Genomic DNA, 24977 nt, shown 5'->3' with positions numbered 1-24977 from the left:
ACCGACATGATCAAGCAATGCACCGTTGTCGCGCTGATGGTCACGGCGGCTCTGACAGCCAACGTGGCGTGGGCGGCCCGGGAAGAACACACCTTTGAAGTGTCCCTGACCATCCCCAGCCGACCGTTCTACATCATCCCCTCCGAGCCGGACTGGATTCACCGGCCCCAGCGGCTCGACTGGAATCACTCGACATCGAGTCTGAGCAGTGTGCGCAAGAACTTTGATGTGCGGCACGACACCAGCGCGATTGAAGCGCGCCTGGAGGCCGAGCCGTACCTGTCCAACGGTCGCGCCGGTGAGGAAATTTATTTGCAGGTGAGCTTCAACGGGGTGCAGTTGAGCGCCGAGACGACACCGCGCCAAGTGGTGTCGCAGGAAGAAGCCGCTACGGGAAAACGGGTTCTGTTGCAGATCGATCCGATCAAGCCGGACGGTGGTTACCGCCCCGGGGACTATAGCGGCAACGTGCTGCTGCTATTCAACGCCAGGGCGCCGGGCGAGTGAGTCGGACCGTGAAATTTCCTTGGCTTTATCGACACTGTTTTGGAGAACGCCCGTGAGCTTTTCAATCGCCCCGGCCTGCCGGTCATGGATCGGTTTGCTGCTGACACTGGTTGCCAGTGCGGCATCGGCAGAAGTGCATAACATCGACGCGACCTTCGAACCGGATTTTGCCAACCCGCAGAGAAATCAGTTCAAGAACCAGACGCCGTCCGAGGGTTTTTGTCGACAGGTGCCTGCAACTTGCGAGTCCCTGGGTCTGTTTAGCCTGATTGCGCGCATACCGTTCGAGGCCAAGGCGCCGATTCAGGCCAACCACGCTGATCCGCGTCAGGGGGGGATGGCCAAGGTGCCTTCGGACTGGCGCACGGTCACCGTCACCCATGCTTCAGGTGATACGCACGTTGTCGAGCTAAGGATTGCCGGTATTGGTCATGAAACCGGATTCCCGATATCCGTCGGTGAAATAACCGGAGGCGGTTGGTGGGATGATTTATGGGAAGGGGGGGCCTGGAGCTACGCTCCGGCACCGTGCCTGGGGGTTGGTATAGCTACGGCGGGCCACCATGGCTACAACAGTTTCTGGAGAGTGCCGGAAGGCGCGGGTGTCTGCTCGAAAAAGGCCTTGTTCGATATTCCGATTGGCATGCATTACCAGTATTTCGTTTACGCCTACGAACTGCGCACACCTGATCCACTGAAGATGGAGTCGGGCGATTACACCGGCTCCATCACCTACACCGTCGGCCCGAATATGGACTTCGACATGGGCGATGTGTTGACCCCGGACGACTCGATTTTGACCCTCAACTTCAATCTGAAGGTCACCCACACCATGAAGGTCGACATTCCTCCCGGCGGCAATCGCGTGGTGCTGGAGCCGGTGGGGGGCTGGCAGTCCTGGCTGGATCAGGGGCGCAAGCCGACACGGCTGCTGCGCGACCAGACCTTCAATATCTCGGCGTCGAGCCGCTTTAAAATGAACATGGAATGCCAGTACGTCATGGGCAACAACTGTGCGTTATGGGAGTCGACCGCCGGCCACGCCGTGCCGCTGGAAGTCAGCGTCAGCCTGCCCAGCGGCCTGACGGATGGCGCAGGGCAGCCAGTCAATCGCCGGCGACTGCTGCGCGATGGCAGTGGCACCGAGTTGTTCCAGCCGGGTTTTTATCTGGATCGCAAGGTCGGCACGTTGCATTTCGAGGTGGCCCGTGAAGCGGTGGATGAAATGCTCAACGAAGGTGTGGCTCGTAACTATTCGGGCAATGTCACGGTGATCTGGGATTCGGAGTTGGGTTGAGTCTGGCGGCGTCAGCCAGCCTGTAACGGGGCTGGCTGACGGCACCGATCAAAGTCCGGCGCGGGCCAACGCTTGATGGGTCAATGTTCTGCTCAACTGGTTGCGCGCATAACCGATGTCCTTCATCCAGCGGTCATAGCGGGCATCGCTCATGGGGTCGCCGCTGAAGACCTCCCGGTGGGGAATATTCAGTTGATTGGCCAGGCCTTCCATTTTTCGTTGAAGCCGGTTCATTTGCGTTTGCGGGGTCGGGTTCGCCCATTCCGCCTGGGCCTTGCGCAACTCATCGAGCAGCCCCGGTTTTTCCTCGAACAGACGATCATTGATTTCGTATTGCGTCGGATGGGTTCGACGTAAATGACGTTCCCAGAACGGATCGGAATACGAGTCGATCATCCCGTCCACCAGCCCGTCTCCTTGCTCGCGGGCAATGATTGAATCGTAGGCCGCGTCGATCTTGACTTGCGTCACGCCTGAGCGCGGCTGATAGAGCATGCCCTCGGACTGCCACGGTAACTCCAGGCGCTTGCCAAGCCCCGTCTCGTAGGCCATGTGCACTTCGATTTCATCGGGCGCGGCATTTCGCCCAGGGTTGATCAGGTGCTGTTGCTCTTGGCGTTTGACCTCTTCCACGGCCACATCCGCTATCCGGTCCAGACGCGCGGCACTGCGTGCGAGCCGCGTAAGGTCGATGTCCAGCACCTTGGCGGATGTCGGCTGCGCATAGGCTTTCGATACCAATACCTTCATGCCCATGGAGTTGAACAGCTGCGCCCCGCCTTCTCGGCAGTTGTCCGGCTCCCGGGCGTGCTTGAACAGTTCTTCGCGCAGTTCGCTGTCCAGCGCAGCGGCATCGATCATTTCCCAGACTCGCTGCGTCAACTGTCTACGCGACTTGTCGGACTGGTAGTCCCGGGCGTCTCTCTGCTTGCGTATGACCTTGAACAAACCTTCGGAGCCGGGCTCTGCCAGCACATCCTGCCAGGACTCCTCGCGGTACTTTGTGAAAGACGTCGAAGGACTGAACGTTCCTTGCTCCTGGGGTAGCAATCGCCAGTGATTTATCTCGTCCGCAACGGCCGGGGAGTAGACTTGCTGGCGGCTGAAACCTACCGACTGGCGATAGTCGCCGTAACGTATCCGGTCGCCGTTGGACAGTCGGGCCGTGTCGAAACGCGCGCGACTGAGAATGAAGGCCTGATCGGATCCCGGCGTGACCTCGGGCAGGCTGCTGATCGGGCATTGGCGCATGTCCAGGGCGAATCCCCGTGAGCGATGTCTGTCTGCATTACCCACCTTGAACAGGCCCTCCGGCCAAGTCTCGATTGTGCTGTTGGCCAGGTCCAGCCGGTTCAGTCGGTACAGACGCCCGACGGCGGGCGGGCGACGCAGTGGGTTGCCGCTCAGGATCAGGGTTTGCAGGCGGGAGAGTCGACTCAATTGCTTGTTGCTGTTGGCCATGACGGTGATGTTGTTGTCTGCCAGATCCAGCGTTTCGAGCTGACGCATGCGACCCAGCGCCGGAGATATCTCGGTCAAATCGCATTGACGGGCGCTCAGTTGGCGCAAATGGGCGAAGTCATCCAGCAGACCTTTGTCTGCGACAGAAAAGCGTGTGTTGTCGAGTTTCAGCGCGGTGACCTGGTTCAGGTATTTTTTCATCCCGGGTTGCTGGCGCAGATCGTTCCACCAACGATCAAGATCGGGTTGTGAAAGGTCGGTGGACAAGTCCAGCGTATAGCCTTGTTCCGGGTGGTTGCTGCGCTCACCGAAGATGTCGCTTTTGCGTTCGAAACATTCAAGCAGTTGCTCTTCGATGTGTCTCCCGCCGTTTTGCAGGAAATCCCTCGATACTCCCGGGATCCGGTCGCCAAAGTCGTCCAGTTCGCCCGAATAACTTTCTCGCCAACTGCTCAGGGTTTGGCGCAAGGCGCTGCGTTCGTTCTCCAGTTGCTCGATAGCAGGGGCAATGTCCCCCTTGTTCTGGAGCGCCTGGATGAACGTTGTCACCTCTCGGTCGTTCATTTTTGGATACAGCTGTTTGATCCTTTTTTCCGGTGTTTTTTCGCCAAAGAACCACGGCCAACCTCGCACCAGTGTCTCGGTTTCAATCGTGGGCACGGTGCGAATGGGTGGCTCGGCCAGCAAGGTTCTGCGTTCGCCGGGTGCGGCGGTGGTTTCCATGATCCACGCCTTGAGTCGGCGACCATCGGTGCCTTTGCTACCCAGTTCCACACGTTTGCCGTCGGGCAGGGCATTAAGCATCGCCTGGTAAAAATCGCTGGCGTCATGCAAGGGTCGGTTGTTGCCGTCCACTCCCTCGTACTGGCCGTGTTCATTGCGAATCAGCCGCCGCACCTGCGTGGCGTCATCCGCCCCGGCGCTGCAACGCAAGGGGCCGTCATGGACGCCATCGAGGACTTCAATGCGCAGATCGGCAAAGGTATCGGTGTGAATCTTGAGGGTGTTCAGCACCAGTCGTTCGGTGTCTGGCAGGACGCTCTCGTCGCGATAGAAACCCTCATAGGCACGTGCGGCAGAGGCTTCGAAATTCAACTCACGGGCTTGCGCCTTGATCCGCAGGGGCAGGCGGTTTTCATCGACGATACGCTGCATTTCGGCGGGTTTGGCCCCGGTCAGGAGTTTTTCTGCCAGTGTCAGTGGCATTTCAGGAAATGTCTGTTGCACCACGCGGATATCGGCCTTGTTTGATCGTTCACCCGCCTGGTACAGACGCTTGGCCACTTCTCCCTGACGGGCCTGCACTGCATCGGCCAAACGCTCACGCAGTGCCTGAGGACGTTCTGCTGGCGCGACGTCACGACCGAGCAGGGCCTTGCACTCGGCGTCATCGAGAAAACCGGCGAGGCGTTCGGGTAACTTGCCGTAGATAAGGTCTGTGTGACTGATGTTCAGGGTGTTGGCATCTGTGGCGCCGGGGTTGCCGTACTTGCGCGAATAGCCACTCAAGTCGGCCTGTTCGTACACCCTCAACGCCCGTTCACGGGGCCATCCCGGCAAGCCGGTGGTGATCGGTTCAAACCAGACGGCGTCCGAGGCGAGCGGCTGGCCGTCGCGAATAAGGGTGGCTGATCGCTGAACATCGTCATAGGCGGTGAAACGTTTGATGGAGTCGGTCAGCAGCGGTGGCGGTGGGCTGTTGTCATCATGCATCTGTCGTAATGCGTCGGTGTCGGTGCCGCTGCTGATGCGGATCTGTTCAAGCTCGGCGGGCGAGAAACGTTCGACGTCGTGTCCCAAACGCTGCATCAGGGCCTGATCCGACCAGTCCTGCGGGCTTTCGGCTTCATGCCGCCAGGCACCATGGTCGTTGTGCTCGATCTTCGGCCGGTAGGCGTTGGGGCGCGAAGGGTGTTTGATCCGGTGAGTTCTGGAGGTGGGTTGTGTCGAGGCTTTTTCGACGCTGTAGAGTTTGCCTTCCAAGGGCAAAAGGGTGTCGCGGCCGACCTGATGCAGACCGTGCCTGTCGGGTTTCGAGGCGGCCGGCAGCGTCAGTGTTTTTTGCTCGTAAGGCGCAAGATCCGGATGCCACAGCGAAGGTTTGCCATTGGGCAGCGTTACCGGTTTCATGCCTTCCACCAGTGACGACAGTTTGAGCTTGAACGCGCTGCCGATTTCAGCGCCTGCGCCGAACGCAGCCAGTTGAATAAAGCTTGTCACCACACTGATCACATGTTCGCCCATTTCTTGCCAGAGACCTTCGGCGAGATCGACCAGGCCTTCGATGACATCAGTGGTGATTTGATAAACCGTGTACGCCATCATCAGTTCGCCAAGCCCCGGCACGAACGGCGTGGCGATCAACAAAGCGGCGTTGAAAATATCCGACACGATTTTCTTGAAGTTGTCCCACCAGGCCCAGCGCGCCTTGCTGTCTGTGTCGGCGGTGGACACGGCGAGTTCGCGGGCATCGTTGAGGATCTTGTTGAGTTTCTGTTGGTAGGCGTGGGTCCAGTAGTCCGGTGCCAGCGGCAGGTGTGCAAGTTGCAGTCGCGGGGCGGGTATGGGGTCTTTGCGCCACGGTGGCCGTTTATCGTTGTGGTCGTCAGGCTTGTGGTATCGAGTGATAAACAAGCGTTGCTCAAGCTCGGCGAAGAAGTGTCCGCGCTGTTGCTGATCGACAAACTGGCTGAAGAATTGCCGGTAGCTCTGTTTCGTTGACGCGGTGACTTTGTCTTCGCGCAACTGACGCGACAGTTCGGCGCTGAACGCCTGTGGCGACGGGTATTCCTTGAGCGGGTGATCGGGATCGTGCGGGACATAGACAATCAGGCGATTGATCCCTCGACGGTCGCGCACGGCGTGCATCAACAAAAGGACCCCGGTCAACCGCGTACCCAGCATCGACAGGTCACAGCATTGCAGCCGTCTGCCGTTGAGCATCAGCCGGGTCTGGTTGGCGGCCAGTTCGAGCAGCATCTTGTAGGCATCGTACTCGATGTCCTGGGTGAGCAATGCCAGTTGCGCCGCAACGGCCAGTGCATCTTTCTGACTTTCGATCACTTTGTTTTTCAGCACGGCTTCGGCGACAGGCTCGCCGGGCAATAGATAGCTTTCGAGATGTTTTTTGTATTGCGCACCGATGTCCAGTTCCCGGCACAGTGTCTGGAACTGGCTGATGCTCATTTTCTGTTTGATGGGCAGGATGTCGAAATTGCCGATCCGATCCGGTTTGCTGATGAAGTCGGAACCGGCGGCGACCTTTTCATGGCTGGCGAAATTGTGCAGTGCGGCATCCAGTAGGGACACGTTACGAGCGGTGACTCCGTCGGAAAGGTTCAGCACATACCAGGGGTTGTCCTTGGGCATGTACAGGCGCAGCCAGATCCTTTCGATGTCGGTATCGCTTTCGGTGTTGCGGGTGGTTTCGATGCCGAAGCGTTTTTTCAGCTCAGCCTGGAGCAGGGGAGTGGCGAAGGTTTTCAGGTCGATTTTTTGCAGCAGGTGATCAACCTGGTTCTGTGAGCCCCATGCTTTGAGATTGGCGGCTCTGAGCTTTTCGAGGTAGGCGGTTGGCGCGCTGATGTACCACGGTTCGACGTTCAGCGGTGTCGCTGCGAGTGCCAGACCTCGGCCGACCGTGGCGGCCTTGAAGCGGTCATCGACTGCGTTGGCAATGAGTTCGTAATGCTGCCCTTTGTCCGGTGTTTGAGCAGGCACGGGGGAGTCAGACATGGCCAATCATCCTTGATTGTTGGAGGAGTGATCAGCCTACCTGCGAGGGGGTAAAACAAAAGTTCAAAGATCAGCGAGCAAAGGGCGCAACGGGTGGCTAACCCGACGAAAATTCGAATTTGAAAAATACATAAGTACCACCCGCCAACGAGAAAAATCCTCACCCTGTATCAGAAATGCCTGACACGAATTGTTACTTCGCTCAAGGCTCTATTATGCCGGCCACTGCCACGCCGGGTGTCTGCATCGGATGACATTGCGAGTCGCTGCCCGGTTGCAAATACGGCGTGAGAATCGGCGCCATGCCCTTGAGCACCTGCACGGGCAGGGCCGAGGTGAATTTGAAGTTCTCCGCCGAGCGCCCAGGAACGAACGCGGTGAGGGTGCCGAAATGGTGGTCGCCGATGAAGAACACGAAGGTCGCCGTGCGGTTGATCGACTTCGAACTGAGGATGCGTCCTCCCGAGCCGATGGCCTCGATCCGGTTGTCGCCGGTACCCGTTTTGCCACCCATGGCCAGCGGGCTGCCATCAGCCAGTTTGAAACTGCCGGAAACACGTTTTGCAGTACCGGCGTCCACCACCTGCGAAAGGGCTTCGCGCATGGCGTTGGCGACTTCGGACGGCATCACTCGTTTGCCGACGTTGGGGTCATTGACCAGCCGGGTTTCATACGGTGTGTCGGCGGCAAAATGCAGGCTGTCGATACGCAGCGTCGGCATGCGCACGCCATCGTTGAGGATGGTGCCGATCAACTCGGCCAGTGCGGCGGGACGGTCGCCGGAGCTGCCGATGGCGGTGGCCAGCGATGGCACCAGATGATCAAACGGGTAACCGACTTTTTGCCAGCGCTGGTGAATCTCAAGAAACGCTTCGATCTCGAGCATGGTGCGGATGCGACTGTCACGGGCGCCCTTGTGTTTGCTCTTGAACAGCCAGCTGTAGACTTCCTGGCGTTCGAAATGGCTCGCTTTGACGATCTGGGTGAACGTTGCGTCCGGGTTGTTCAGCAGATACCCCATCAGCCACAGATCGAGCGGGTGCACCTTGGCGATGAAGCCTTGATCCGGCAGATCGTAACTGCCCGGGCCGTAGGAATCGTAGAGCCTGATCAGGCGATCATCGGTGAGCTTCTCGGTGACCTTGGCGCCTTTGAGGTGCGAGCGCACGAAGCTGTTGAAGTCTTCCTGACTGGCGTTCGGCAACAGATAACGGTGCACGGCAGCCATGCGGATCGGTGTCGGACGCATGCTGTCGAGGAACGTGTCGAGGCGCGCCTGGGTGTTCTTGTTTTTGTATTTTTTCCAGAACTTGAGCAGGAACGAGGTGCCTTCGCGGTCGGCAAAACTGGCCAGGTATTCCTGGCGTCGCGGGTCGCGATCGTCCTTGAGCAACTCGGCACTGCTGTTGGGGCCGGAATACGTGACGTAGCGCACCACGTCGCGCATCAGGCGAATGAACGGCAGGTTGATCGATTCACGCAGGGCATCACGCAGTGTCGGTATGCGGCCGTTGTCTTCCTTGCGAAAGTTGTTGAAGGTGTGCAATCCACCACCGGTGAAAAACGCCTCGCCGGGGCTGGCCGAGTATTTGCGATCGAGTGCGGCGCCGAGCATCTTCGACAGGTCGTGATCCTTATTCTGGATCAGATAGTCGATGACCCACTGGCTGAGGCGATCCTGATCGGGCACCTCGATTTTTTTCAGTTCCGGCACGCTCATCGCGCCGTACTTGTCGTGCAGTTCGGCGATGATTTGCAGGTACGTGGTGAGCACGCGCATTTTCGCCGTTGAGCCCAATTCGAGTTTGCTGCCTTCGTTGATGTCGAACGGCTGGTCAGTGCTGTCGGTTTGCACCCGCACACGCGAGCCGTCCGGGGTCAGTTCGAACAGGGTGAAGCTGTAGCGCACCTGCGTGGTGCTGGTCGGCGTCAGCAGGCGTTCGCCGATCAGGCCGATTTCGCCGGCATAAGCCGGATCGGCGAGTTTCTTCAGGTAGGCGGTGGCCTGAGTTTGCAGGTCACCCTGCAGGGTACTGGTGGCCGAAAGGTCGAGGCGGTCGAGATCGTACAACGGGCGATTGAGCATGCTCGCCAGACGACTGCGGGCAGCGCTGATGCCTTTGTTGGTTTCAATCGGCTGTAGGGTCGGCTGAGTCTGCCAGTCGCGGTAGCTGACCTTGCTGGCGAGCGCAGCATCGGCGAGGGCGCTGTCGATCACGCCGCTCTGCTTGAGCAGGCGCAAGTGGCTGTCGGTGAGGTCGGAGAGTTCTTCACGGCCCTTGGTCAGGTAATGCGACGGGCGCCGCTGGGCAATCATCAGCGAGAGCATTTCGCGCAGGGCCAGGCCTTTGTCGGCCATGGTTTTCGCATCCGTTGCCGGGCTGTTCAACTGGGCGTTGGCCTTGTTGAAATCGCTGCCGTACCAGACCCGCAAGCCTTCGGCCATGCCATGCACTTCGCCATGCCCCGGCACTGCCGACAGCGGCACGCTGTTGAGGTAATCGCGCACGATGTTCTGCCGCGCTTCCAGGGTTTGCGGGCCGGGCTGATAGGCGCGCACGCTGGCGGACATCATCTGGCGGATTTTCTCGGCGCCGGAGACGGTCAGGCCGTCAGGCGAATGCCGGTACTTCTCCAATTGCGTGGCCAACGTACTGCCGCCGGCCGATTGCCCGGGCAGGTTCAGTAACTTGGCCACTTGCGACCACGCGGCCATGCCGAACCGTGGCCAGTCCACCGCCGGATTGGCGAGCGGTTGTTTGGGATCGAGCAGAAAGCGGTTTTCGATGAACAACAGGCTGCTGACCACTACCGGCGGAATCGTCGCGAAGCTCGCATACAGTTGCTGCGGATAGTTGTACTTGTACAGCGGCGCGGCCCGGCAATCGGTGATCGACAGCCCGGCCTGGATCTTCTCGGAATACGGTACGAACAGGCCTTTGTCGGTGTAGCTGAGCAGCGCGGGCGAAAAGCGTGTCTGCTCGGTGACAACATAATTGCGCTTGAGCAGGCGCGGCAGGAACTCATCGAGGGCGCTGTAACCCAGACGCAGATCGAACGGCCCGTTACCCGGATAGCGAATGGCTTCACTGGGCCCGGGCTCCAGTTTGTAGGTCAGCGAGGCGGCATATTGGCTGAGCTCACGGGATTGAAAGCGCGAGGTGCGCATCTCTTTGGACGCGGCAAGCCCCACCACCACCGCGATAATCAGCAGCAACAACCAGAAAGCCTTCCACCCGTGCCGGCGGCGGCGGGTTTTTTCAGGGACAGGCGCTTGATCATCCACACGTTCAGTCGGAACCACGGCTTTACTCGAATCGGTTTGCCACAAAGCGCCCATAGTCGATTGATCCATTCACGCAGATTGATCGGACTTGTCTGAAGCTTAGACGGTGGTTGGCGGTGGTGAAAAAATTGTGAAAGGTTGGGAAGCTGAATAAATCTGAAATAAGTATCTGACTTTGGGGTCATGGGCTGTGGCGAGGAATTTATCTGTGGCGAGGGGATTTATCCCCGATGGGCTGCGAAGCAGCCCCAAAATCCGACACTCGATTATTCAGACAAACCGCAATCTCTGTGTTTGGGCCTGCTGCGCAGGCCATCGGGGATAAATCCCCTCGCCACTGATACCTCTCCATCACAGATAAACCGAGCTGAATCAGGTTCAGAGCCAGCAGGCATCCCAAAGCGGGTAATCGCCGATTTTCGTTACCAGTCCAGCTCTTAGGGGATTGGCCACGATATAGCGGGCGAATGGCTTCAAGTCTTCATCATCGCGGATGGCGCGGTCGTGAAACCCGGTCTGCCATAAAGGACCGCGACGTCCGGTTTTTTTGTTAACTGCGTGAGAGCAGCGTGCCTTTATCCCGCCAATCACCCCGCCCAGCGTGCCGGTTTGCAATTGCATCAACCAATGAAAATGGTCAGGCATTACCACCCAGGCAATTGACTCCGCCTGACCTTCGTCGTGAGCCTGACGAAGTTGAGCGACTAGCAGACGGCCCGTTTGCCAATCAGAAAATATGGGCTGTCGTTCGTGTACCACCGCAGTGATGAAGTACGCGCGCCCAATTTCGGAACTTCGGCCAAGACGCAGACGATAGGAGTTTGGATAGGCAGGCACTTTCACTTCCGTGTGTTGGTTCATTGATCTCCTAAGGCTAGAGCTCGCTTATCCAAGCCGGATCTGTAACTGCTGAGTGAATTTTCCTTATCGTGTGAAGGATTGGTAAAGGTCTGTACCCGTGGCGAGGGGATTTATCCCCGATGGGCTGCGAAGCAGCCCCACAACCTGACACTCGATTTATTCAGACAAACCGCAATCTCTGTGTTTGGGCCTGCTGCGCAGGCCATCGGGGATAAATCCCCTCGCCACTGATACCTCTCCATCACAGATAAACCGAGCTGAATCAGGTTCAGAGCCAGCAGGCATCCCAAAGCGGGTAGTCGCCGATTTTCGTTACCAGTCCAGCTCTTAGGGGATTGGCCACGATATAGCGGGCGAATGGCTTCAAGTCTTCATCATCGCGGATGGCGCGGTCGTGAAACCCGGTCTGCCATAAAGGACCGCGACGTCCGATTTTTTTATTAACAGCATGGGTGCAGCGAGCCTTTATTCCACCGACGACCTCTCCAAGATTGTCGGTTTTCAACTGCATCAACCAATGAAAGTGGTCAGGCATTACCACCCAGGCAATTGACTCCGCCTGACCTTCGTCGTGAGCCTGACGAAGTTGAGCGACTAGCAGACGGCCCGTTTGCCAATCAGAAAATATGGGCTGGCGTTCGTGTACCACCGCAGTGATGAAGTACGCGCGCCCAATTTCGGAACTTCGGCCAAGACGCAGACGATAGGAGTTTGGATAGGCAGGCACTTTCACTTCCGTGTGTTGGTTCATTGATCTCCTAAGGCTAGAGCTCGCTTATCCAAGCCGGATCTGTAACTGCTGAGTGAATTTTCCTTATCGTGTGAAGGATTGGTAAAGGTCTGTACCCGTGGCGAGGGGATTTATCCCCGATGGGCTGCGAAGCAGCCCCAAAACCTCATCTCCCAAATATTCAGGCACACCGCATTCTCTGGGTTTGGGCCTGCTGCGCAGGCCATCGGGGATAAATCCCCTCGCCACTGATACCTCTCCATCACAGATAAACCGAGCTGAATCAGGTTCAGAGCCAGCAGGCATCCCAAAGTGGGTAGTCGCCGATTTTCGTTACCAATCCAGCTCTTAGGGGATTGGCCACGATATAGCGGGCGAATGGCTTCAAGTCTTCATCATCGCGGATGGCGCGGTCGTGAAACCCGGTCTGCCATAAAGGACCGCGACGTCCGATTTTTTTATTAACAGCATGGGTGCAGCGAGCCTTTATTCCACCGACGACCTCTCCAAGATTGTCGGTTTTCAACTGCATCAACCAATGAAAGTGGTCAGGCTTTACCACCCAGGCAATTGACTCCGCCTGACCTTCGTCGTGAGCCTGACGAAGTTGGGCGACTAGCAGACGGCCCGTTTGCCAATCAGAAAATATGGGCTGGCGTTCGTGTACCACCGCAGTGATGAAGTACGCGCGCCCAATTTCGGAACTTCGGCCAAGACGCAGACGGTGAGAGTTTGGATAGGCAGACACATTCACTTCCGTGTGTTGGTTCATTGATCACCTAAGGCTAGAACCCGGTTAGCCAAGTCGGATCTGTAACTTCTGAGTGAATTTTCTTGTTCCTGTGCAGGATGGGGGGCAAGCGTTTTTGGCTGTGCTGAAGAGATCTATTGTGGCGAGGGGATTTATCCCCGATGGGCTGCGAAGCAGCCCCAAAACCTCAGGTTTCATATATTCAGGCACACCGCATTCTCTGGATTTGGGCCTGCTGCGCAGGCCATCGGGGATAAATCCCCTCGCCACATAGGGACCCCGGACAGATCCGCGGGGTAGAGCCATTGCCAGAGCAATACCACCAAACCCCAGGGCATGACGATGCACCAATGCTGTGCAATACTCGGAGCCTTTTTCTGTGGCGAGTATTCCTACGTAAACCAGCTAATGCCTCTCCGAAAACCCCACTTTTACCGAGAGTTGTCGCTGAATGTTGTGGTTTATAGAGTGAAAACGCCTGCAGAAGGCTTTTTATACTGCACGCCCCGCTGATCTTGAAGGTTTGTCCTTCAAGACGCGTCTGCCCACGAAGCAGGCGCGGTTTCCTGCCAGCCAAGGCCTATCGGCCGACGCTTCGATACTCGGTGGTCATATCCAATAACAAGACGAGGTTGTATCCCTATGCCAGTTGGCAATCACCTGCCTCACGGCGAAACCGCTCAGGGCGGTCCGCTCAAACGCGAACTCGGCGAACGGCATATTCGCCTGATGGCACTCGGTGCCTGTATCGGCGTCGGTCTGTTTTTAGGTTCGGCCAAGGCCATCGAAATGGCTGGCCCGGCGATCATGCTCTCCTACATTCTTGGCGGGCTGGCGATCCTGGTGATCATGCGCGCCCTCGGCGAGATGGCTGTGCATAACCCGGTGGCCGGTTCGTTCAGTCGCTACGCACAAGACTACCTCGGCCCATTGGCGGGCTTTCTCACCGGCTGGAACTATTGGTTCCTGTGGCTGGTGACCTGCGTGGCGGAAATCACCGCCGTGGCCGTGTACATGGGCGTCTGGTTCCCCGACGTACCGCGCTGGATCTGGGCGCTCGCGGCGCTGGTCAGCATGGGCTCGATCAACCTGATCGCAGTGAAAGCCTTCGGTGAGTTCGAATTCTGGTTCGCCCTGATCAAGATCGTCACCATCATTGCCATGGTGATTGGTGGCGTCGGCATTATCGCTTTCGGTTTCGGCAACGATGGCGTGGCACTGGGGATTTCCAACCTGTGGGCCCACGGCGGGTTCATGCCCAACGGCATTCAGGGCGTGTTGATGTCCCTGCAAATGGTCATGTTCGCCTACCTCGGCGTCGAAATGATCGGCCTGACCGCCGGTGAGGCGAAGAACCCGCAGAAGACCATCCCCAACGCGATCGGCTCGGTGTTCTGGCGGATTCTGCTGTTTTACGTCGGCGCCTTGTTCGTGATTCTGTCGATCTACCCGTGGAATGAAATCGGCACCCAGGGCAGTCCGTTTGTGATGACCTTCGAACGTCTGGGCATCAAGACGGCCGCCGGCATCATCAACTTCGTGGTGATCACCGCTGCATTGTCGTCCTGCAACGGCGGCATTTTCAGCACCGGGCGCATGCTCTACAGCCTGGCGCAAAATGGTCAGGCCCCGGCCGGTTTCGCCAAGACGTCGAACAACGGTGTGCCGCGTCGTGCGCTGCTGCTGTCGATTTTTGCGCTGCTGCTGGGTGTGCTGCTCAACTATCTGGTGCCGGAAAAAGTCTTCGTCTGGGTAACCTCGATCGCCACCTTCGGCGCGATCTGGACCTGGGTGATGATCCTGCTGGCGCAACTGAAATTCCGCAAAGGCCTGAGTGCCAGCGAACGTGCCGGCCTCAAATACAAGATGTGGCTGTACCCGGTCAGTTCGTACTTTGCCCTGGCGTTCCTGGTGCTGGTGGTCGGCCTGATGGCGTACTTCCCGGACACGCGCATTGCCCTGTACGTGGGCCCTGTGTTCCTGGTGCTGCTGACCGTGTTGTTCTACGTGTTCAAGCTGCAACCGACCAACGCGGCGCAAGGCGCGGTGCGTTCGGTTTCGTAGTTTGCAGAGGCTGAAACAGCAAAGCCCCGGTCGAGAGATCGGGGCTTTTTTGTGGGTGATACCCGGTCGCGGGGCGGGTAAAGCAGGCATGACCGTTGGTCGGAATCACCCGCCTACCTGTAATTTCTGACAGTAGACCGGCCCATCCCCTTGGCCTAGCTTGAAAGCCCGGCAAGTGGCAACGGCAAGGAACGGGCATGAAAGGATTTTCCGCAACGAGCGTGATCGGCGTGGCCGATGCACTTATCCACTGGCAAATATTCTTCGTGCTCCGCACTGCGGTTGGCCTTGATCAGGCGGCCAGCAATTTTGCGGCGTTCTGTGTGGCCGCGGCATTCTCGTTTTACGTGAATGCGCTTTATACGTTCGAGCGAGAAACGTCGGTGTTCGTCTACCTGATGTTTATCGGCCTGATGGGGGCCGTGAGTTTCGGCGTGGGCGTGATTGCTGATGCCCGTAATCTTCCCGGGCTAGTGACCGTGGCTTCGTTTTCGTTGCTGAATATCTTGTTCGGGTACTGCTTTTTCCGTTTTGTATTGTTTCGTGAGCGTCAGACATGAACGTATCACTGACGGATTACCCCCTGACGTCCGAGTCTTGCGTGACTTCACTGCCCTTCGTAGTCGATCTGGACGGAACCCTCCTCAAGTCCGATTTGCTGTTCGAATGCGCAATGGCCTTTATCCGCAGTAAGCCGTCGCAATGTCTGAAACCTTTGGCCTGGCTCAGTCATGGCAAGGCGTATTTGAAAGAGCAATTGGCGCAATCGACGGAAATCGATGTCGCCACGCTGCCCTACGATCCCGACGTACTCTGGATGATTGAGGCGCAACGCAAAAGCGGCCGGAAAATAGTCTTGGCCACGGCCAGCCATTATTCATTGGCAGTACGCATTGCCGAACACCTGAAGGTGTTCGATGAGGTGTTGGGGACCACCCTTGAGCGCAACCTGTCGGGAATGCACAAACGTGATGTGCTGGTCACGCTGTACGGTGAAGGAGGGTTCGACTACGTCGGTAATTCGTTAGACGATCTGCCGATATGGCGCTCGGCCAGGCAAGCCTATGTGGTCAATCCGTTAGCGGGTGTCGAGCATGCCACTCGGCACTTGGGCAACGTTGTCCAGGTGATTCGCTCTGACACGACCAGCTTCAGAAGTTGGTACAAAGCCTTGCGCATTCATCAATGGGTGAAGAACGCGCTCATTTTTGTCCCTCTGCTCGCCGCCCATCAACTGGCCAACCCGCTGCCGCTGTGGCACGGCGTGCTGGCTTTCGTATTTTTCGGGTTGTGTGCATCGGGTGTGTACGTCCTGAATGACCTGCTCGACCTTGCCGATGATCGCAAGCATCCGACCAAGCGCCATCGACCGTTCGCCAGTGGATCTTTGTCGATCAAGTCCGGATTGATGGTTTTTCCTTTGCTGTTGCTGGTGTCCTTTACTGGCGCCTGGTTTTGCCTGCCTCGGGCATTCGTCGCGGTGCTCGCCTGTTACTACGCACTGACGCTGGTTTATTCACTGGTGTTGAAGCGACTGATGGCGCTCGACGTGATTGCCCTGGCCCTGCTTTACACCCTGCGCGTCATTGCCGGTGGCGCCGCTTTTGAGCTCGAATTGACGGGCTGGATGCTGGCCTTCTCCATGTTCATGTTTTTGAGTCTGGCGCTGGTCAAGCGTTATGCCGAACTGTTAGTGGCGCTGCACAGCGGGATCACCGGGAAAACCGGTGGCCGCGATTACTTTCCCGCCGATCTGGCGATGCTCTCTTCATTGGGTGCAGCGTCCGGTTATCTCGCCGTCATGGTGCTGGCGCTTTACATCCATGACAGCGCGACCACTGCGCTCTATGCACATCCTCGATGGATCTGGCTGGCATGCCCCGTATTGTTGCTCTGGATCACCCGGATCTGGCTACTCACCCATCGCGGCCGAATGAATGACGACCCGGTGGTGTTCGCATTGCGCGATCGTTTGAGTCTGGCGATGGGCGCGGTGTTTACGCTGATTTTCTGGGTGGCGGCATGAAGCCGGCACTGACCTCTTGGGGAGCCTACCCCGATGCACCGCAAACCGGCCATCCCTGCCACTGGCAAACTGACGTGGAGCTGCAGTGGCAGCAGTTGATCGAGGCCCACGGCAGCACGTTGCCGTTCGGCAATGGCCGCAGCTATGGCGACAGCTGTCTGGCCGTCAGTGATCATGTGTTGCAGTTACGTCCCTTGAGTCGCTTCATCGAAGCTGACTGGGAGAACGGTGAGATCTGCGCCGAGGCCGGGGTGACCCTGGGCGAGATTCTGCAACTGGCCATCCCGCACGGCTGGTTTTTGCAGGTTACGCCCGGGACGCGGCATGTGACGCTGGGTGGAGCGGTGGCCAATGATGTGCACGGCAAAAACCATCACCGGTGCGGGACGTTTGCTCATTCGGTGGTGAGTTTCGGTCTGCACCGGTCCCAGCAATCGCCCATGGTCTGTTCGCCAACGGAGAATCCCCAATGGTACGCCGCCACAATCGGTGGACTGGGCCTGACCGGCGTCATCACTTGGGTGAACCTTCGCTTGCGCAAGGTCCAGACCAGCCTGATCGACACCACGCGGGTGCGCTTTGACGGGCTGGATGACTTTTTTGCCCTGTCGGCCGAAATGGATGCCCGGCACGAATACAGCGTTGCATGGATCGACTGTCTGGCCAGTGGCAGTGCGCAAGGGCGCGGTGTCTTTACCGCCGGGGATCATTGCGAAACGGGTGCGCTTCAGGCCGCAGTGCCGCGTTCGCTGCACATGCCGATCCGGCCTCCGGTGTCGCTGATCAATCCGCTCACTTTGAAACTGTTCAACCGTCAATACTGGAACCGGCAACCGACAACCCGACAATTTCGGACGGTCGCCTACAGCCCGTTTTTCTATCCATTGGATCGAATCGAGCACTGGAACCATATATACGGACGCAAAGGCTTCCAGCAGTTTCAGTGTGTTTTGCCGAGCGCGGTGGCGCAGGCGGCATTGGCCGAACTGCTCAAGTCCATCGCCCGCAGCGGTGCCGGCTCCTTTCTCGCGGTGCTCAAACGTTGTGGCGATATGGCTTCCCCCGGGCTGCTGTCCTTTCCAATGCCGGGCATCTCACTGGCACTGGATTTCCCGCAGAACAGTGCCCTGACAAAAAAACTTCTGCCGCGTCTCGACGCCATCGTCCGCGAAGCGCATGGCCGTTTGTACCCGGCCAAGGACGCACATATGAGCGGCAGCGATTTTCGCCAGGCCTATCCCGCCTGGGAGCAAGTGGAAGCAATGCGCGACCCGGCCCTGATTTCCCGTTTCTGGCAGCGAGTCATCCGATGAAAAAAATACTCATTGTGGGCGCTACATCGGCCATCGCCAGTGCGTGCGCACGACTTTGGGCGGCTGAACGGAGCGAGTTTTTTCTCGTCGCCAGGGATGGGCAAAAGCTGCAGCAAACCTGCGCTGACCTGCAAGCCCGAGGTGCTAGAGCGGTAACTCCCTATGAGATGGATGTCAGCGATACTGCCGGGCACGCCGTCATGTTCGAGCGCTGTATGGCAGCGTTGCAGACGGTGGATATCTGTCTGATTGCCTATGGCTCCTTGCCGAATCAACGCGAGTGCGAACAAAGCGTTGAGGTAGCCTTAAGGGAGTTCGCCAACAACGGCAGTTCGGTGATAGCCCTGTTGACGCTGTTGGCTAACCGCATGGCCGCTCAGCATCGCGGCACTCTGGCGGTGATTTCCTCGGTGGCCGGGGATCGCGGACGTCCTTCCAACTATCTGTACGGCGCAGCCAAAGCCGCAGTTACCGCATTTTGCGAAGGCTTGCGCGCGCGCTTGTTCAAATCGGGTGTGCATGTGATCACCATCAAACCCGGTTTTGTCGATACACCGATGACCCGTGGGCTGGCGCTACCGGCGTTGCTGGTGGCGCAACCGGATAGCGTCGCGCAACGCATCGTCGCGGGTATCGAGCGCAAGGCGGCGGTACTTTATGTGCCCGGATTCTGGGCGTGGATCATGGGGTTGATTCGGGCCATACCGCAGCCGATTTTCAAGAGGCTGAATCTATGAGCCAGGCGCTGATGCTCTCCGGGTGGCGCTATCGGGTTCTGATCGGTTCGGTGGTCTGTTCCGCCCTTGCATATCTGGCCGTTTCCCTGTGGGGCGGGTGGCCGGCTGTGAGCGCGGCCCTCAGTCGGGTGGGCTGGGGGGAGGGAGGGCAAATCGTCGGGCTGGTGCTACTCGGCTACGGTCTGCGTTTTTTGCGCTGGCAGGTTTACCTCAATGCCTTGCGCCATCCGCTGCCCTGGTGGCCAAGTCTGAAAATCTACTTGGCAGGATTCGCCTTGACCACCACCCCCGGCAAGGCAGGCGAGGCGTTGCGCGGAGTTTTGCTCAAGCGTTGGGATGTGCCGTATCCACACAGTTTTGCCGCACTGTTCAGTGAACGCCTGTCGGACTTGATGGCAATGGTGGCATTGGCCCTGTTCGGATTGAGCGCGCATCCCGAATGGTTTTCGATGATCTTTGCCTGTCTGGTGCTGTTGGTGTGCGGCGTATTGCTGGTATCCCGACCAGCACTTGTCGGTGCTCTTGATCGACGGGTCGATCAAAGGAACGGTTGGTTTCCCCGTTTGTTGCGTCATGTCGTTCAAGTGTTGCATCAGTCCCATAGTTGCCACACCCCACGCCGCCAGATTGGCGCGACGCTTTTGAGTGTTCTGGCCTGGGGGCTGGAAGCGCTGGCGTTTTACTGGATTCTCAATGCCATGGGTGCGGATGTGCCTCTGACGTCCGCGATGTTCATTTATGCCGTTGCCATGTTGGCCGGTGCCTTGAGTTTCATGCCTGGCGGGTTGGGCAGTGCCGAAGCGGTGATGGTGGCGTTGCTGGTATCGGGCGGCGTGGCATTACCGGATGCGATTGCGGCGACGGTTTTGTTGCGGTTGGTGACGTTGTGGCTGGCGGTGGGGTTGGGGGCTGTGATGCTTGCCTATAGCAAGCAATGACGGTTCCACACGCGGACATTAACTATGGATAGTCGGAGCGGCCATGTTTTCAAAACGAAGTAAACAGCTATTTAACAAATACACCCTGTTGTTGCTCATTGTTGCGCTTGGCACCGTGTTGCGTAGCTATGATTTGTTTGGGAAAAGCTTGTGGTTTGACGAAGTGTTCAGCGTCAACGTAAGTGATCCGAATCACAGCCTGAGTGAAGTTTTTCATGTGACGGTCGAAGATGTTCATCCTCCCTTCTACCAGATTCTGCTTTGGCTTGTTTTTCATGTTTTCGATTACGGAGAACGTGTGGGGCGGGTACTTTCGGTTGTTTTTGGCGTGGCACTGCTTCCAGCAATATATTGCCTGGGACAAAAACTTTTCAATGAGCGCGTTGGCACAATTGCAGCGCTGTTGAGTGCGGTTAACTTTATTTTTATTGCGGCGGCTAGAGATACAAGATCCTATAGCCTATTGGTTTTTTTGGCAGTGATGTCATTTTTGTTTTTTCTCAGGCTGATCGAAAAAAAGAATGCTTCGGCAGTAGTGGTTTATGCGGTTTTTGCATCGATGCTAGTAAATACTCATTATTTTGGCTTCTTTATGGTAATGACTCAGTTTGTTCTATTGTTTTATTTTTCGATGCGGGCGGGTGTCGATAGACGTCTGCTTATTTCAGGTGGTGCTGCCGGGTTAATCATTTTGTTCTCGTTAATTCCCTTGTTTTCTTATGTGTTGATCAATCTCAGGAGGACTGACACATGGATACAAAAACCGAACGAAGATTTTCTAATAGAAATTTTTGTTCTGCTGTTCGGGGATCTGTCAGTGGTATTGCTCTGTGGGATGTTTATGGTGTTTGCACTAGCCAAACTTTTTGTGCAGGCAGACAAGAGTGATTCGTTAAAGGTGTTGATGCTCTGGTGGTTTTTAGGTTTTACAATGGCGTGGCTTCGGTCATTGTTTTATACGCCAATATTGTCACCCAGAAATATGATTGTCTTTATGCCGGTCATTATAGTGCTTGTGTCCTTTGGCTTTAATCTCGTGCGTGAGAATTTTGTTCGGTGGCTGTTGCTGGGGTTTGTTTGTGTGATGTCAGTGTCTTCTTATCTGGCGAGTCCTGAGTATAGTAAGCTGCGAATTGAGCATGATCTCCGGTCGCCAGTGAAGAAGATAATCGAGGATGCTAGAAATATCCCTGTATATGGTGATTCGGTTTATTCTGATTATTTAAAGATTCTGGGTTCGCCTGTTCGTGCTGCTCCCTATGAAAAATTGTTGGCTGAAATAAAAGAACATAGTACGCCACACTGTTTTTACATACTGGATATCGATCGGCTTCGCGATTATTCCGATCAGTTGGATGTGATGGTCGTAGAAAAGGTGGAATATCAGAAAACTTCGATTGCATTGCTCAAATCAAACGGGACGCAGGGGTGTGAGCCAGGCGCATTGACTTACAAATAAGTCAATGCGCCTGTTTACTTGTTTCTCAAAGTTTGAAAGCAGGGAGCTGGCGCCAAATCTGCCATCAGTGGCGCCAGTGTGCTTTCAAGCAGCCACCACTTCCTGCGGTTCAAAACTATCCGCCCGCGCCATCTGCCACATCCGCGAATAGAACTCTCCGTTCACTTCCCCGGTGAGCAATTCCCCCGGCTTCAAAAACACATGCAACTGCGAGAACAGCTTGATCTCGGTCGCCGACATGCGTCGTACCAGATGCTTGGCCGACAGTTGCGATGGATGGTCCAGCCCGGCCGCCGCGAGCATTTCAGCCAGGGCCTTCAACGTGTTGCGGTGGAAGTTGAATACCCGCTGCGCTTTGTCCGGCACGACCAGTGCGCGTTGGCGCAACGCATCCTGAGTGGCAACGCCGGTTGGGCATTTATTGGTGTGGCAGCTTTGCGACTGGATGCAGCCGATGGCGAACATGAAGCCGCGCGCGGAGTTGGCCCAGTCGGCGCCGATGGCCAGCACGCTGGCGATGTCAAAGGCGCTGACGATCTTGCCGCTGGCGCCGAGTTTGATCTTGTCGCGCAGGTTCAGGCCGACCAGGGTGTTGTGGACGAACAGCAGGCCTTCGCGCATCGGCACGCCGATGTGGTCGGTGAATTCCACCGGCGCGGCGCCGGTGCCGCCTTCCTTGCCATCGACCACGATGAAGTCCGGCAGGATGCCGGTTTCCAGCATGGCTTTGGCGATGCCCATGAACTCCCACGGATGGCCGAGGCAGAACTTGAAGCCCACCGGTTTGCCGCCGGACAGTTCACGCAATTGCTGGATGAAATGCATCATCTCCAGCGGCGTGGAAAACGCGCTGTGGCGGGATGGCGAGACGCAGTCTTCGCCCATCATGATGCCGCGGGTTTCGGCGATTTCCTTGGTCACTTTGTGCTTGGGCAGAATCCCGCCATGGCCCGGTTTGGCGCCTTGGCTCATCTTGATTTCGATCATGCGGACTTGCGGATTCTGCGCCTGAACGGCGAAGCGTTCCGGGTCGAAACGGCCGTCGCTGGTGCGGCAGCCGAAGTAGCCGCTGCCCAGCTCCCAGGTCAGGTCGCCGCCGTGTTCGCGGTGATACGGGCTGATGCTGCCTTCGCCGGTGTCGTGGGCAAAGTTGCCGAGTTTCGCACCCTGGTTCAACGCGCGAATGGCGTTGGCGCTGAGCGAGCCGAAGCTCATCGCCGAAATATTGAACACCGAGGCCGAGTACGGCTGAGTGCACTGCGGGCCGCCGACGGTGACGCGGAAACTGCTCGGGTCGCTCAGCGGCGCCGGGCGCATCGAGTGGCCGATGAATTCGAAGCCGGACTGATAGACATCGATCAGCGTGCCGAACGGCTTGTCGGCGCTTTCATTCTTCGCCCGCGAATACACCAGCGAACGCTGGGCGCGGGAGAAGGGCAGGGCGTCGCTGTCGGACTCCAGCAGGTACTGGCGGATCTCCGGGCGGATGCCTTCGACCAGATAACGGATGTTGCCCAGGATCGGATAATTGCGCCGCACCGCGTGCGGACTTTGCAGCAGGTCGAATATACCGATCAGGCTCAATACGCCGGTCACAGCGGTGATTGGCCACAGCCAGTCGTGTTCGAGAAAAGGCAGGCTGGCGAGGGTGAAAATCACGCAGACGGCAAAGAAGGCGTAGCGGCTCAGGAGTGACAGGCTCATACGGTTTCCTTGGGTTCGGACTCGGGTTTTAAAGATCGTAGCCTGCGGCAGTCCTACAGTTAGATGCATGGCTTGCCCCTTTAGGAGCTGCCGAAGGCTGCGATCTTTTCAGGCGTTTTGTGCCTGAAGAAATATCGAAAACAACTCGGACTGGGACTTGATCCCGAGCTTGCTGTACATGTGTTTCTTATGGACTTTCACGGTTTCTACAGAGATTTCCAGCTTACGAGCGATTTCTTTGCTCGAGCAACCGCTGAGCATCAAGCGGCCGACATCCAGTTCCCGGGCGGTCAGTTGCGCGCCCTTGAGTTGTTGCACCGAAGCTTCCAGTTGCACCCGCCAATCCGCCGGAGCAGGTGAGGCCGCGAGGGACACGGGCTCATTGATTTCGTAAGGCAGACGCTGGCGCAACAAGCCTAATACCCACGGCTGAATCAGCGACAACAGCGCGATCTGTTCAACTGTAAAACGCTGTTTGCTGCCCAGCGACAGGCACAACGTGCGTTCACCCTGGAGCTGACAATTGAACTGGATTTCGTCGGCCACCACATTCAGACGAAAGTATCGCTGGTAATACTCGGTCAGCTCGAAATGTTCTGGCGCCACTTCCGAGAGGCGATACAACCCGGTGCGCGATTGCTCGCGGCAGGCGATGTAGAACGGGTCGAGCAGGTACAGACCGCGCAGATAATCCTGGAACAACTGATCAGGGCTACCGTCTTCACCTGGGCATTCGGCAAAGACTTGCGGGTGCTGATCGGCGCTGAACAGCAACGCCACCCAGCTATCGAACGGCACGTACTGATCGAGAAGACGCACCAGTTGTGCCCAGAAATTCGGCTTGTCCAGCGCATCGATCAATTGCCCGACGGCGCGGTGCCAGGTGATGTCGTCAAACGAAAGTGTCATCGATCTACCCCTATCGGGTTACCCCGGCCGCGTGATTCCCTGGCCGGTTGCTTGCTGCGCATACTGGCCCACAGACAGGCACCGGGCAATCTTTCAGCGCCCGGCCAATAGAACAAGGACACCTCATGAAAGTCGAACTCGCCCAATTGGCCGGCCGTGACAATGGCACCGCGTACAACCTCGAACGAGCCCTGGCGGCAATTGCGGCTTGTGCAGCCGACACGCAACTGATCGTGTTTCCGGAGACCCACCTGATGGGTTTCCCGACCGCCAACACCGTCGCACAAACATCTGAACCGGTGGATGGCCCGACCGTCAGCGCGGTGTTGGCCGCCGCCCGCGAACGCAACATCGCTGTGGTGATCGGCATGGCCGAGAACGACAACGGGCGCTTCTACAACACCACGCTGCTGATCACCCCTGATGGCATCGCCCTGAAATATCGCAAGACGCATCTGTGGGCGTCGGATCGCGGTGTGTTCGAGGCCGGTGACCGTTATGCGACCTGCGTGTGGAACGGTGTGCGGGTGGGGCTGCTGATCTGCTACGACATCGAATTCCCGGAAACGGCCCGGGCTCTTGCACAGCTCGGCGCTGACCTGCTGATTGTCACCAACGGCAACATGGACCCGTACGGCCCGACTCACCGCACCGCGATCATGGCACGCGCGCAGGAGAATCAGGCGTTCGCGTTGATGGTCAATCGGGTGGAAGCAGGGGATGACGGTTTGATGTTTGCCGGCGGCAGCGCGCTGGTGGATCCGCTTGGGACTTTGCTGTTTGAGGCGGGGCGTGAAGAAGGACAGTTCACGGTTGAGCTGGATTTCAGCCAGTTGCAGATTGCGCGCAGGGATTACCGCTATCTGGATGATCAGCGGTTGAAATTGCCGGGGGAGGTGGTGGTGCGGTCTTCGGGTGTTCGGGAGTTGTTGATTCCTGCCGGTTAACCGCTGCCCTCACCCTAACCCTCTCCCGGCGGGAGAGGGGACTGACCGAGTCGCTTTTTCGAAGTACACCGACCTGAGATATCCAGCCGAACTCGGGGCTTGAAAGCGACAAAAATCTGCCCCCTTTCCCCCTCGCCCCCCCCCTGGGGGAGAGGGCTGGGGTGAGGGGGAAAAGATCTCAAGTCGTACAAATATTTCAGTCACACCAAAACAACAAAACAAACCCGCAACATTCGCCGAACTCGGCTCTGC

At 57.5% G+C, this 24977-nt stretch carries 17 protein-coding genes; 10 read left to right on the top strand and 7 right to left on the bottom strand.

The genetic code is table 11. The features are described 5' to 3' along the window. Positions 1 to 6: 6 nt before the first annotated feature. Positions 7 to 507 carry a CS1 type fimbrial major subunit gene (locus ACA043_RS23795; protein WP_401266407.1) on the top strand — a complete coding sequence of 167 codons (501 nt, stop codon included), beginning with the start codon at positions 7 to 9 and terminating at the stop codon, positions 505 to 507. Positions 508 to 559: 52 nt separating this feature from the next. Beyond that, the gene (locus tag ACA043_RS23790; RefSeq protein WP_497658031.1) at positions 560 to 1804 is read left to right on the top strand and encodes a hypothetical protein; all 1245 of its coding nucleotides are present in this window, start codon (positions 560 to 562) and stop codon (positions 1802 to 1804) included. Between the two features lie 48 nt (positions 1805 to 1852). Here the strand turns inward: ACA043_RS23790 and ACA043_RS23785 are convergent, their stop codons facing one another. The 5 genes from ACA043_RS23785 to ACA043_RS23765 all read right to left on the bottom strand — a co-directional run bounded on the left by ACA043_RS23785 (position 1853) and on the right by ACA043_RS23765 (position 12625). Beyond that, positions 1853 to 7000, bottom strand: a complete 5148-nt coding sequence (locus tag ACA043_RS23785; RefSeq protein ID WP_497658030.1) for an NEL-type E3 ubiquitin ligase domain-containing protein — start codon at positions 6998 to 7000, stop codon at positions 1853 to 1855. A gap of 202 nt (positions 7001 to 7202) precedes the next feature. Continuing rightward, a complete protein-coding gene (locus tag ACA043_RS23780) occupies positions 7203 to 10340 on the bottom strand; it encodes a transglycosylase domain-containing protein (RefSeq protein WP_497658029.1) in 3138 nt (1045 codons plus the stop codon). A 324-nt stretch (positions 10341 to 10664) separates the two neighbouring features. After that, the gene (locus ACA043_RS23775; protein ID WP_497659675.1) at positions 10665 to 11123 is read right to left on the bottom strand and encodes an REP-associated tyrosine transposase; all 459 of its coding nucleotides are present in this window, start codon (positions 11121 to 11123) and stop codon (positions 10665 to 10667) included. A gap of 292 nt (positions 11124 to 11415) precedes the next feature. Next, positions 11416 to 11874 (bottom strand): REP-associated tyrosine transposase, encoded by a 459-nt coding sequence (locus ACA043_RS23770; RefSeq protein ID WP_489878947.1) that lies wholly within the window; start codon positions 11872 to 11874, stop codon positions 11416 to 11418. Between the two features lie 292 nt (positions 11875 to 12166). Continuing rightward, positions 12167 to 12625 carry an REP-associated tyrosine transposase gene (locus ACA043_RS23765; RefSeq protein WP_497659674.1) on the bottom strand — a complete coding sequence of 153 codons (459 nt, stop codon included), beginning with the start codon at positions 12623 to 12625 and terminating at the stop codon, positions 12167 to 12169. 645 nt (positions 12626 to 13270) lie between these two features. Here ACA043_RS23765 and ACA043_RS23760 point away from each other — a divergent pair. The 7 genes from ACA043_RS23760 (at position 13271) to ACA043_RS23730 (ending at position 21165) form a co-directional block, all read left to right on the top strand. Then, a complete protein-coding gene (locus ACA043_RS23760; protein WP_401266415.1) occupies positions 13271 to 14692 on the top strand; it encodes an amino acid permease in 1422 nt (473 codons plus the stop codon). Between the two features lie 197 nt (positions 14693 to 14889). Then, a complete protein-coding gene (locus ACA043_RS23755) occupies positions 14890 to 15252 on the top strand; it encodes a GtrA family protein (RefSeq protein ID WP_187680211.1) in 363 nt (120 codons plus the stop codon). After that, positions 15249 to 16718 (top strand): UbiA family prenyltransferase, encoded by a 1470-nt coding sequence (locus ACA043_RS23750; RefSeq protein ID WP_497658028.1) that lies wholly within the window; start codon positions 15249 to 15251, stop codon positions 16716 to 16718. The genes ACA043_RS23755 and ACA043_RS23750 overlap by 4 nt, the downstream gene beginning before the upstream one ends. Beyond that, on the top strand, positions 16715 to 18031 hold the full coding sequence (locus ACA043_RS23745; protein WP_401266421.1) for an FAD-binding protein: 1317 nt from the start codon (positions 16715 to 16717) through the stop codon (positions 18029 to 18031). The genes ACA043_RS23750 and ACA043_RS23745 overlap by 4 nt, the downstream gene beginning before the upstream one ends. Beyond that, complete coding sequence (locus tag ACA043_RS23740; protein ID WP_497615279.1) at positions 18028 to 18768, top strand: SDR family oxidoreductase; 741 nt, start codon at positions 18028 to 18030, stop codon at positions 18766 to 18768. Before ACA043_RS23745 ends, ACA043_RS23740 begins: the two co-directional genes overlap by 4 nt. Then, positions 18765 to 19706, top strand: a complete 942-nt coding sequence (locus ACA043_RS23735) for a lysylphosphatidylglycerol synthase transmembrane domain-containing protein (RefSeq protein ID WP_401266427.1) — start codon at positions 18765 to 18767, stop codon at positions 19704 to 19706. The genes ACA043_RS23740 and ACA043_RS23735 overlap by 4 nt, the downstream gene beginning before the upstream one ends. Positions 19707 to 19749: 43 nt before the next feature. After that, positions 19750 to 21165 (top strand): glycosyltransferase family 39 protein, encoded by a 1416-nt coding sequence (locus ACA043_RS23730; RefSeq protein ID WP_497658027.1) that lies wholly within the window; start codon positions 19750 to 19752, stop codon positions 21163 to 21165. 84 nt (positions 21166 to 21249) lie between these two features. Here ACA043_RS23730 and ACA043_RS23725 read toward each other — a convergent pair whose 3' ends face one another. Next, positions 21250 to 22869, bottom strand: coding sequence for an FMN-binding glutamate synthase family protein (locus ACA043_RS23725; RefSeq protein WP_401266432.1), 1620 nt, complete (start codon positions 22867 to 22869; stop codon positions 21250 to 21252). Positions 22870 to 22977: 108 nt separating this feature from the next. Continuing rightward, the gene (locus tag ACA043_RS23720) at positions 22978 to 23778 is read right to left on the bottom strand and encodes a helix-turn-helix transcriptional regulator (RefSeq protein ID WP_489878808.1); all 801 of its coding nucleotides are present in this window, start codon (positions 23776 to 23778) and stop codon (positions 22978 to 22980) included. Between the two features lie 125 nt (positions 23779 to 23903). Between ACA043_RS23720 and ACA043_RS23715 the strand changes: the two genes are divergently transcribed. Further along, positions 23904 to 24725 (top strand): carbon-nitrogen hydrolase family protein, encoded by an 822-nt coding sequence (locus ACA043_RS23715; protein WP_497658026.1) that lies wholly within the window; start codon positions 23904 to 23906, stop codon positions 24723 to 24725. The last annotated feature ends 252 nt before the right edge of the window (positions 24726 to 24977 follow it).

The organism is Pseudomonas sp. LBUM1648, assembly GCF_059716145.1.
Note: the sequence above shows the minus strand (reverse complement) of the source record. Positions and strands in the feature narration are given on the sequence as shown.

Excerpts from the sequence above, each read along its gene's own strand:
- ACA043_RS23725 (WP_401266432.1), bottom strand. The coding sequence starts at position 22,869 with ATGAGCCTGTCACTCCTGAGCCGCTACGCCTTCTTTGCCGTCTGCGTG.
- ACA043_RS23730 (WP_497658027.1), top strand. The coding sequence starts at position 19,750 with ATGTTTTCAAAACGAAGTAAACAGCTATTTAACAAATACACCCTGTTG.
- ACA043_RS23785 (WP_497658030.1), bottom strand. The coding sequence starts at position 7,000 with ATGTCTGACTCCCCCGTGCCTGCTCAAACACCGGACAAAGGGCAGCAT.
- ACA043_RS23760 (WP_401266415.1), top strand. The coding sequence starts at position 13,271 with ATGCCAGTTGGCAATCACCTGCCTCACGGCGAAACCGCTCAGGGCGGT.
- ACA043_RS23795 (WP_401266407.1), top strand. The coding sequence starts at position 7 with ATGATCAAGCAATGCACCGTTGTCGCGCTGATGGTCACGGCGGCTCTG.
- ACA043_RS23740 (WP_497615279.1), top strand. The coding sequence starts at position 18,028 with ATGAAAAAAATACTCATTGTGGGCGCTACATCGGCCATCGCCAGTGCG.
- ACA043_RS23750 (WP_497658028.1), top strand. The coding sequence starts at position 15,249 with ATGAACGTATCACTGACGGATTACCCCCTGACGTCCGAGTCTTGCGTG.
- ACA043_RS23745 (WP_401266421.1), top strand. The coding sequence starts at position 16,715 with ATGAAGCCGGCACTGACCTCTTGGGGAGCCTACCCCGATGCACCGCAA.
- ACA043_RS23780 (WP_497658029.1), bottom strand. The coding sequence starts at position 10,340 with ATGGGCGCTTTGTGGCAAACCGATTCGAGTAAAGCCGTGGTTCCGACT.
- ACA043_RS23715 (WP_497658026.1), top strand. The coding sequence starts at position 23,904 with ATGAAAGTCGAACTCGCCCAATTGGCCGGCCGTGACAATGGCACCGCG.
- ACA043_RS23735 (WP_401266427.1), top strand. The coding sequence starts at position 18,765 with ATGAGCCAGGCGCTGATGCTCTCCGGGTGGCGCTATCGGGTTCTGATC.
- ACA043_RS23755 (WP_187680211.1), top strand. The coding sequence starts at position 14,890 with ATGAAAGGATTTTCCGCAACGAGCGTGATCGGCGTGGCCGATGCACTT.
- ACA043_RS23720 (WP_489878808.1), bottom strand. The coding sequence starts at position 23,778 with ATGACACTTTCGTTTGACGACATCACCTGGCACCGCGCCGTCGGGCAA.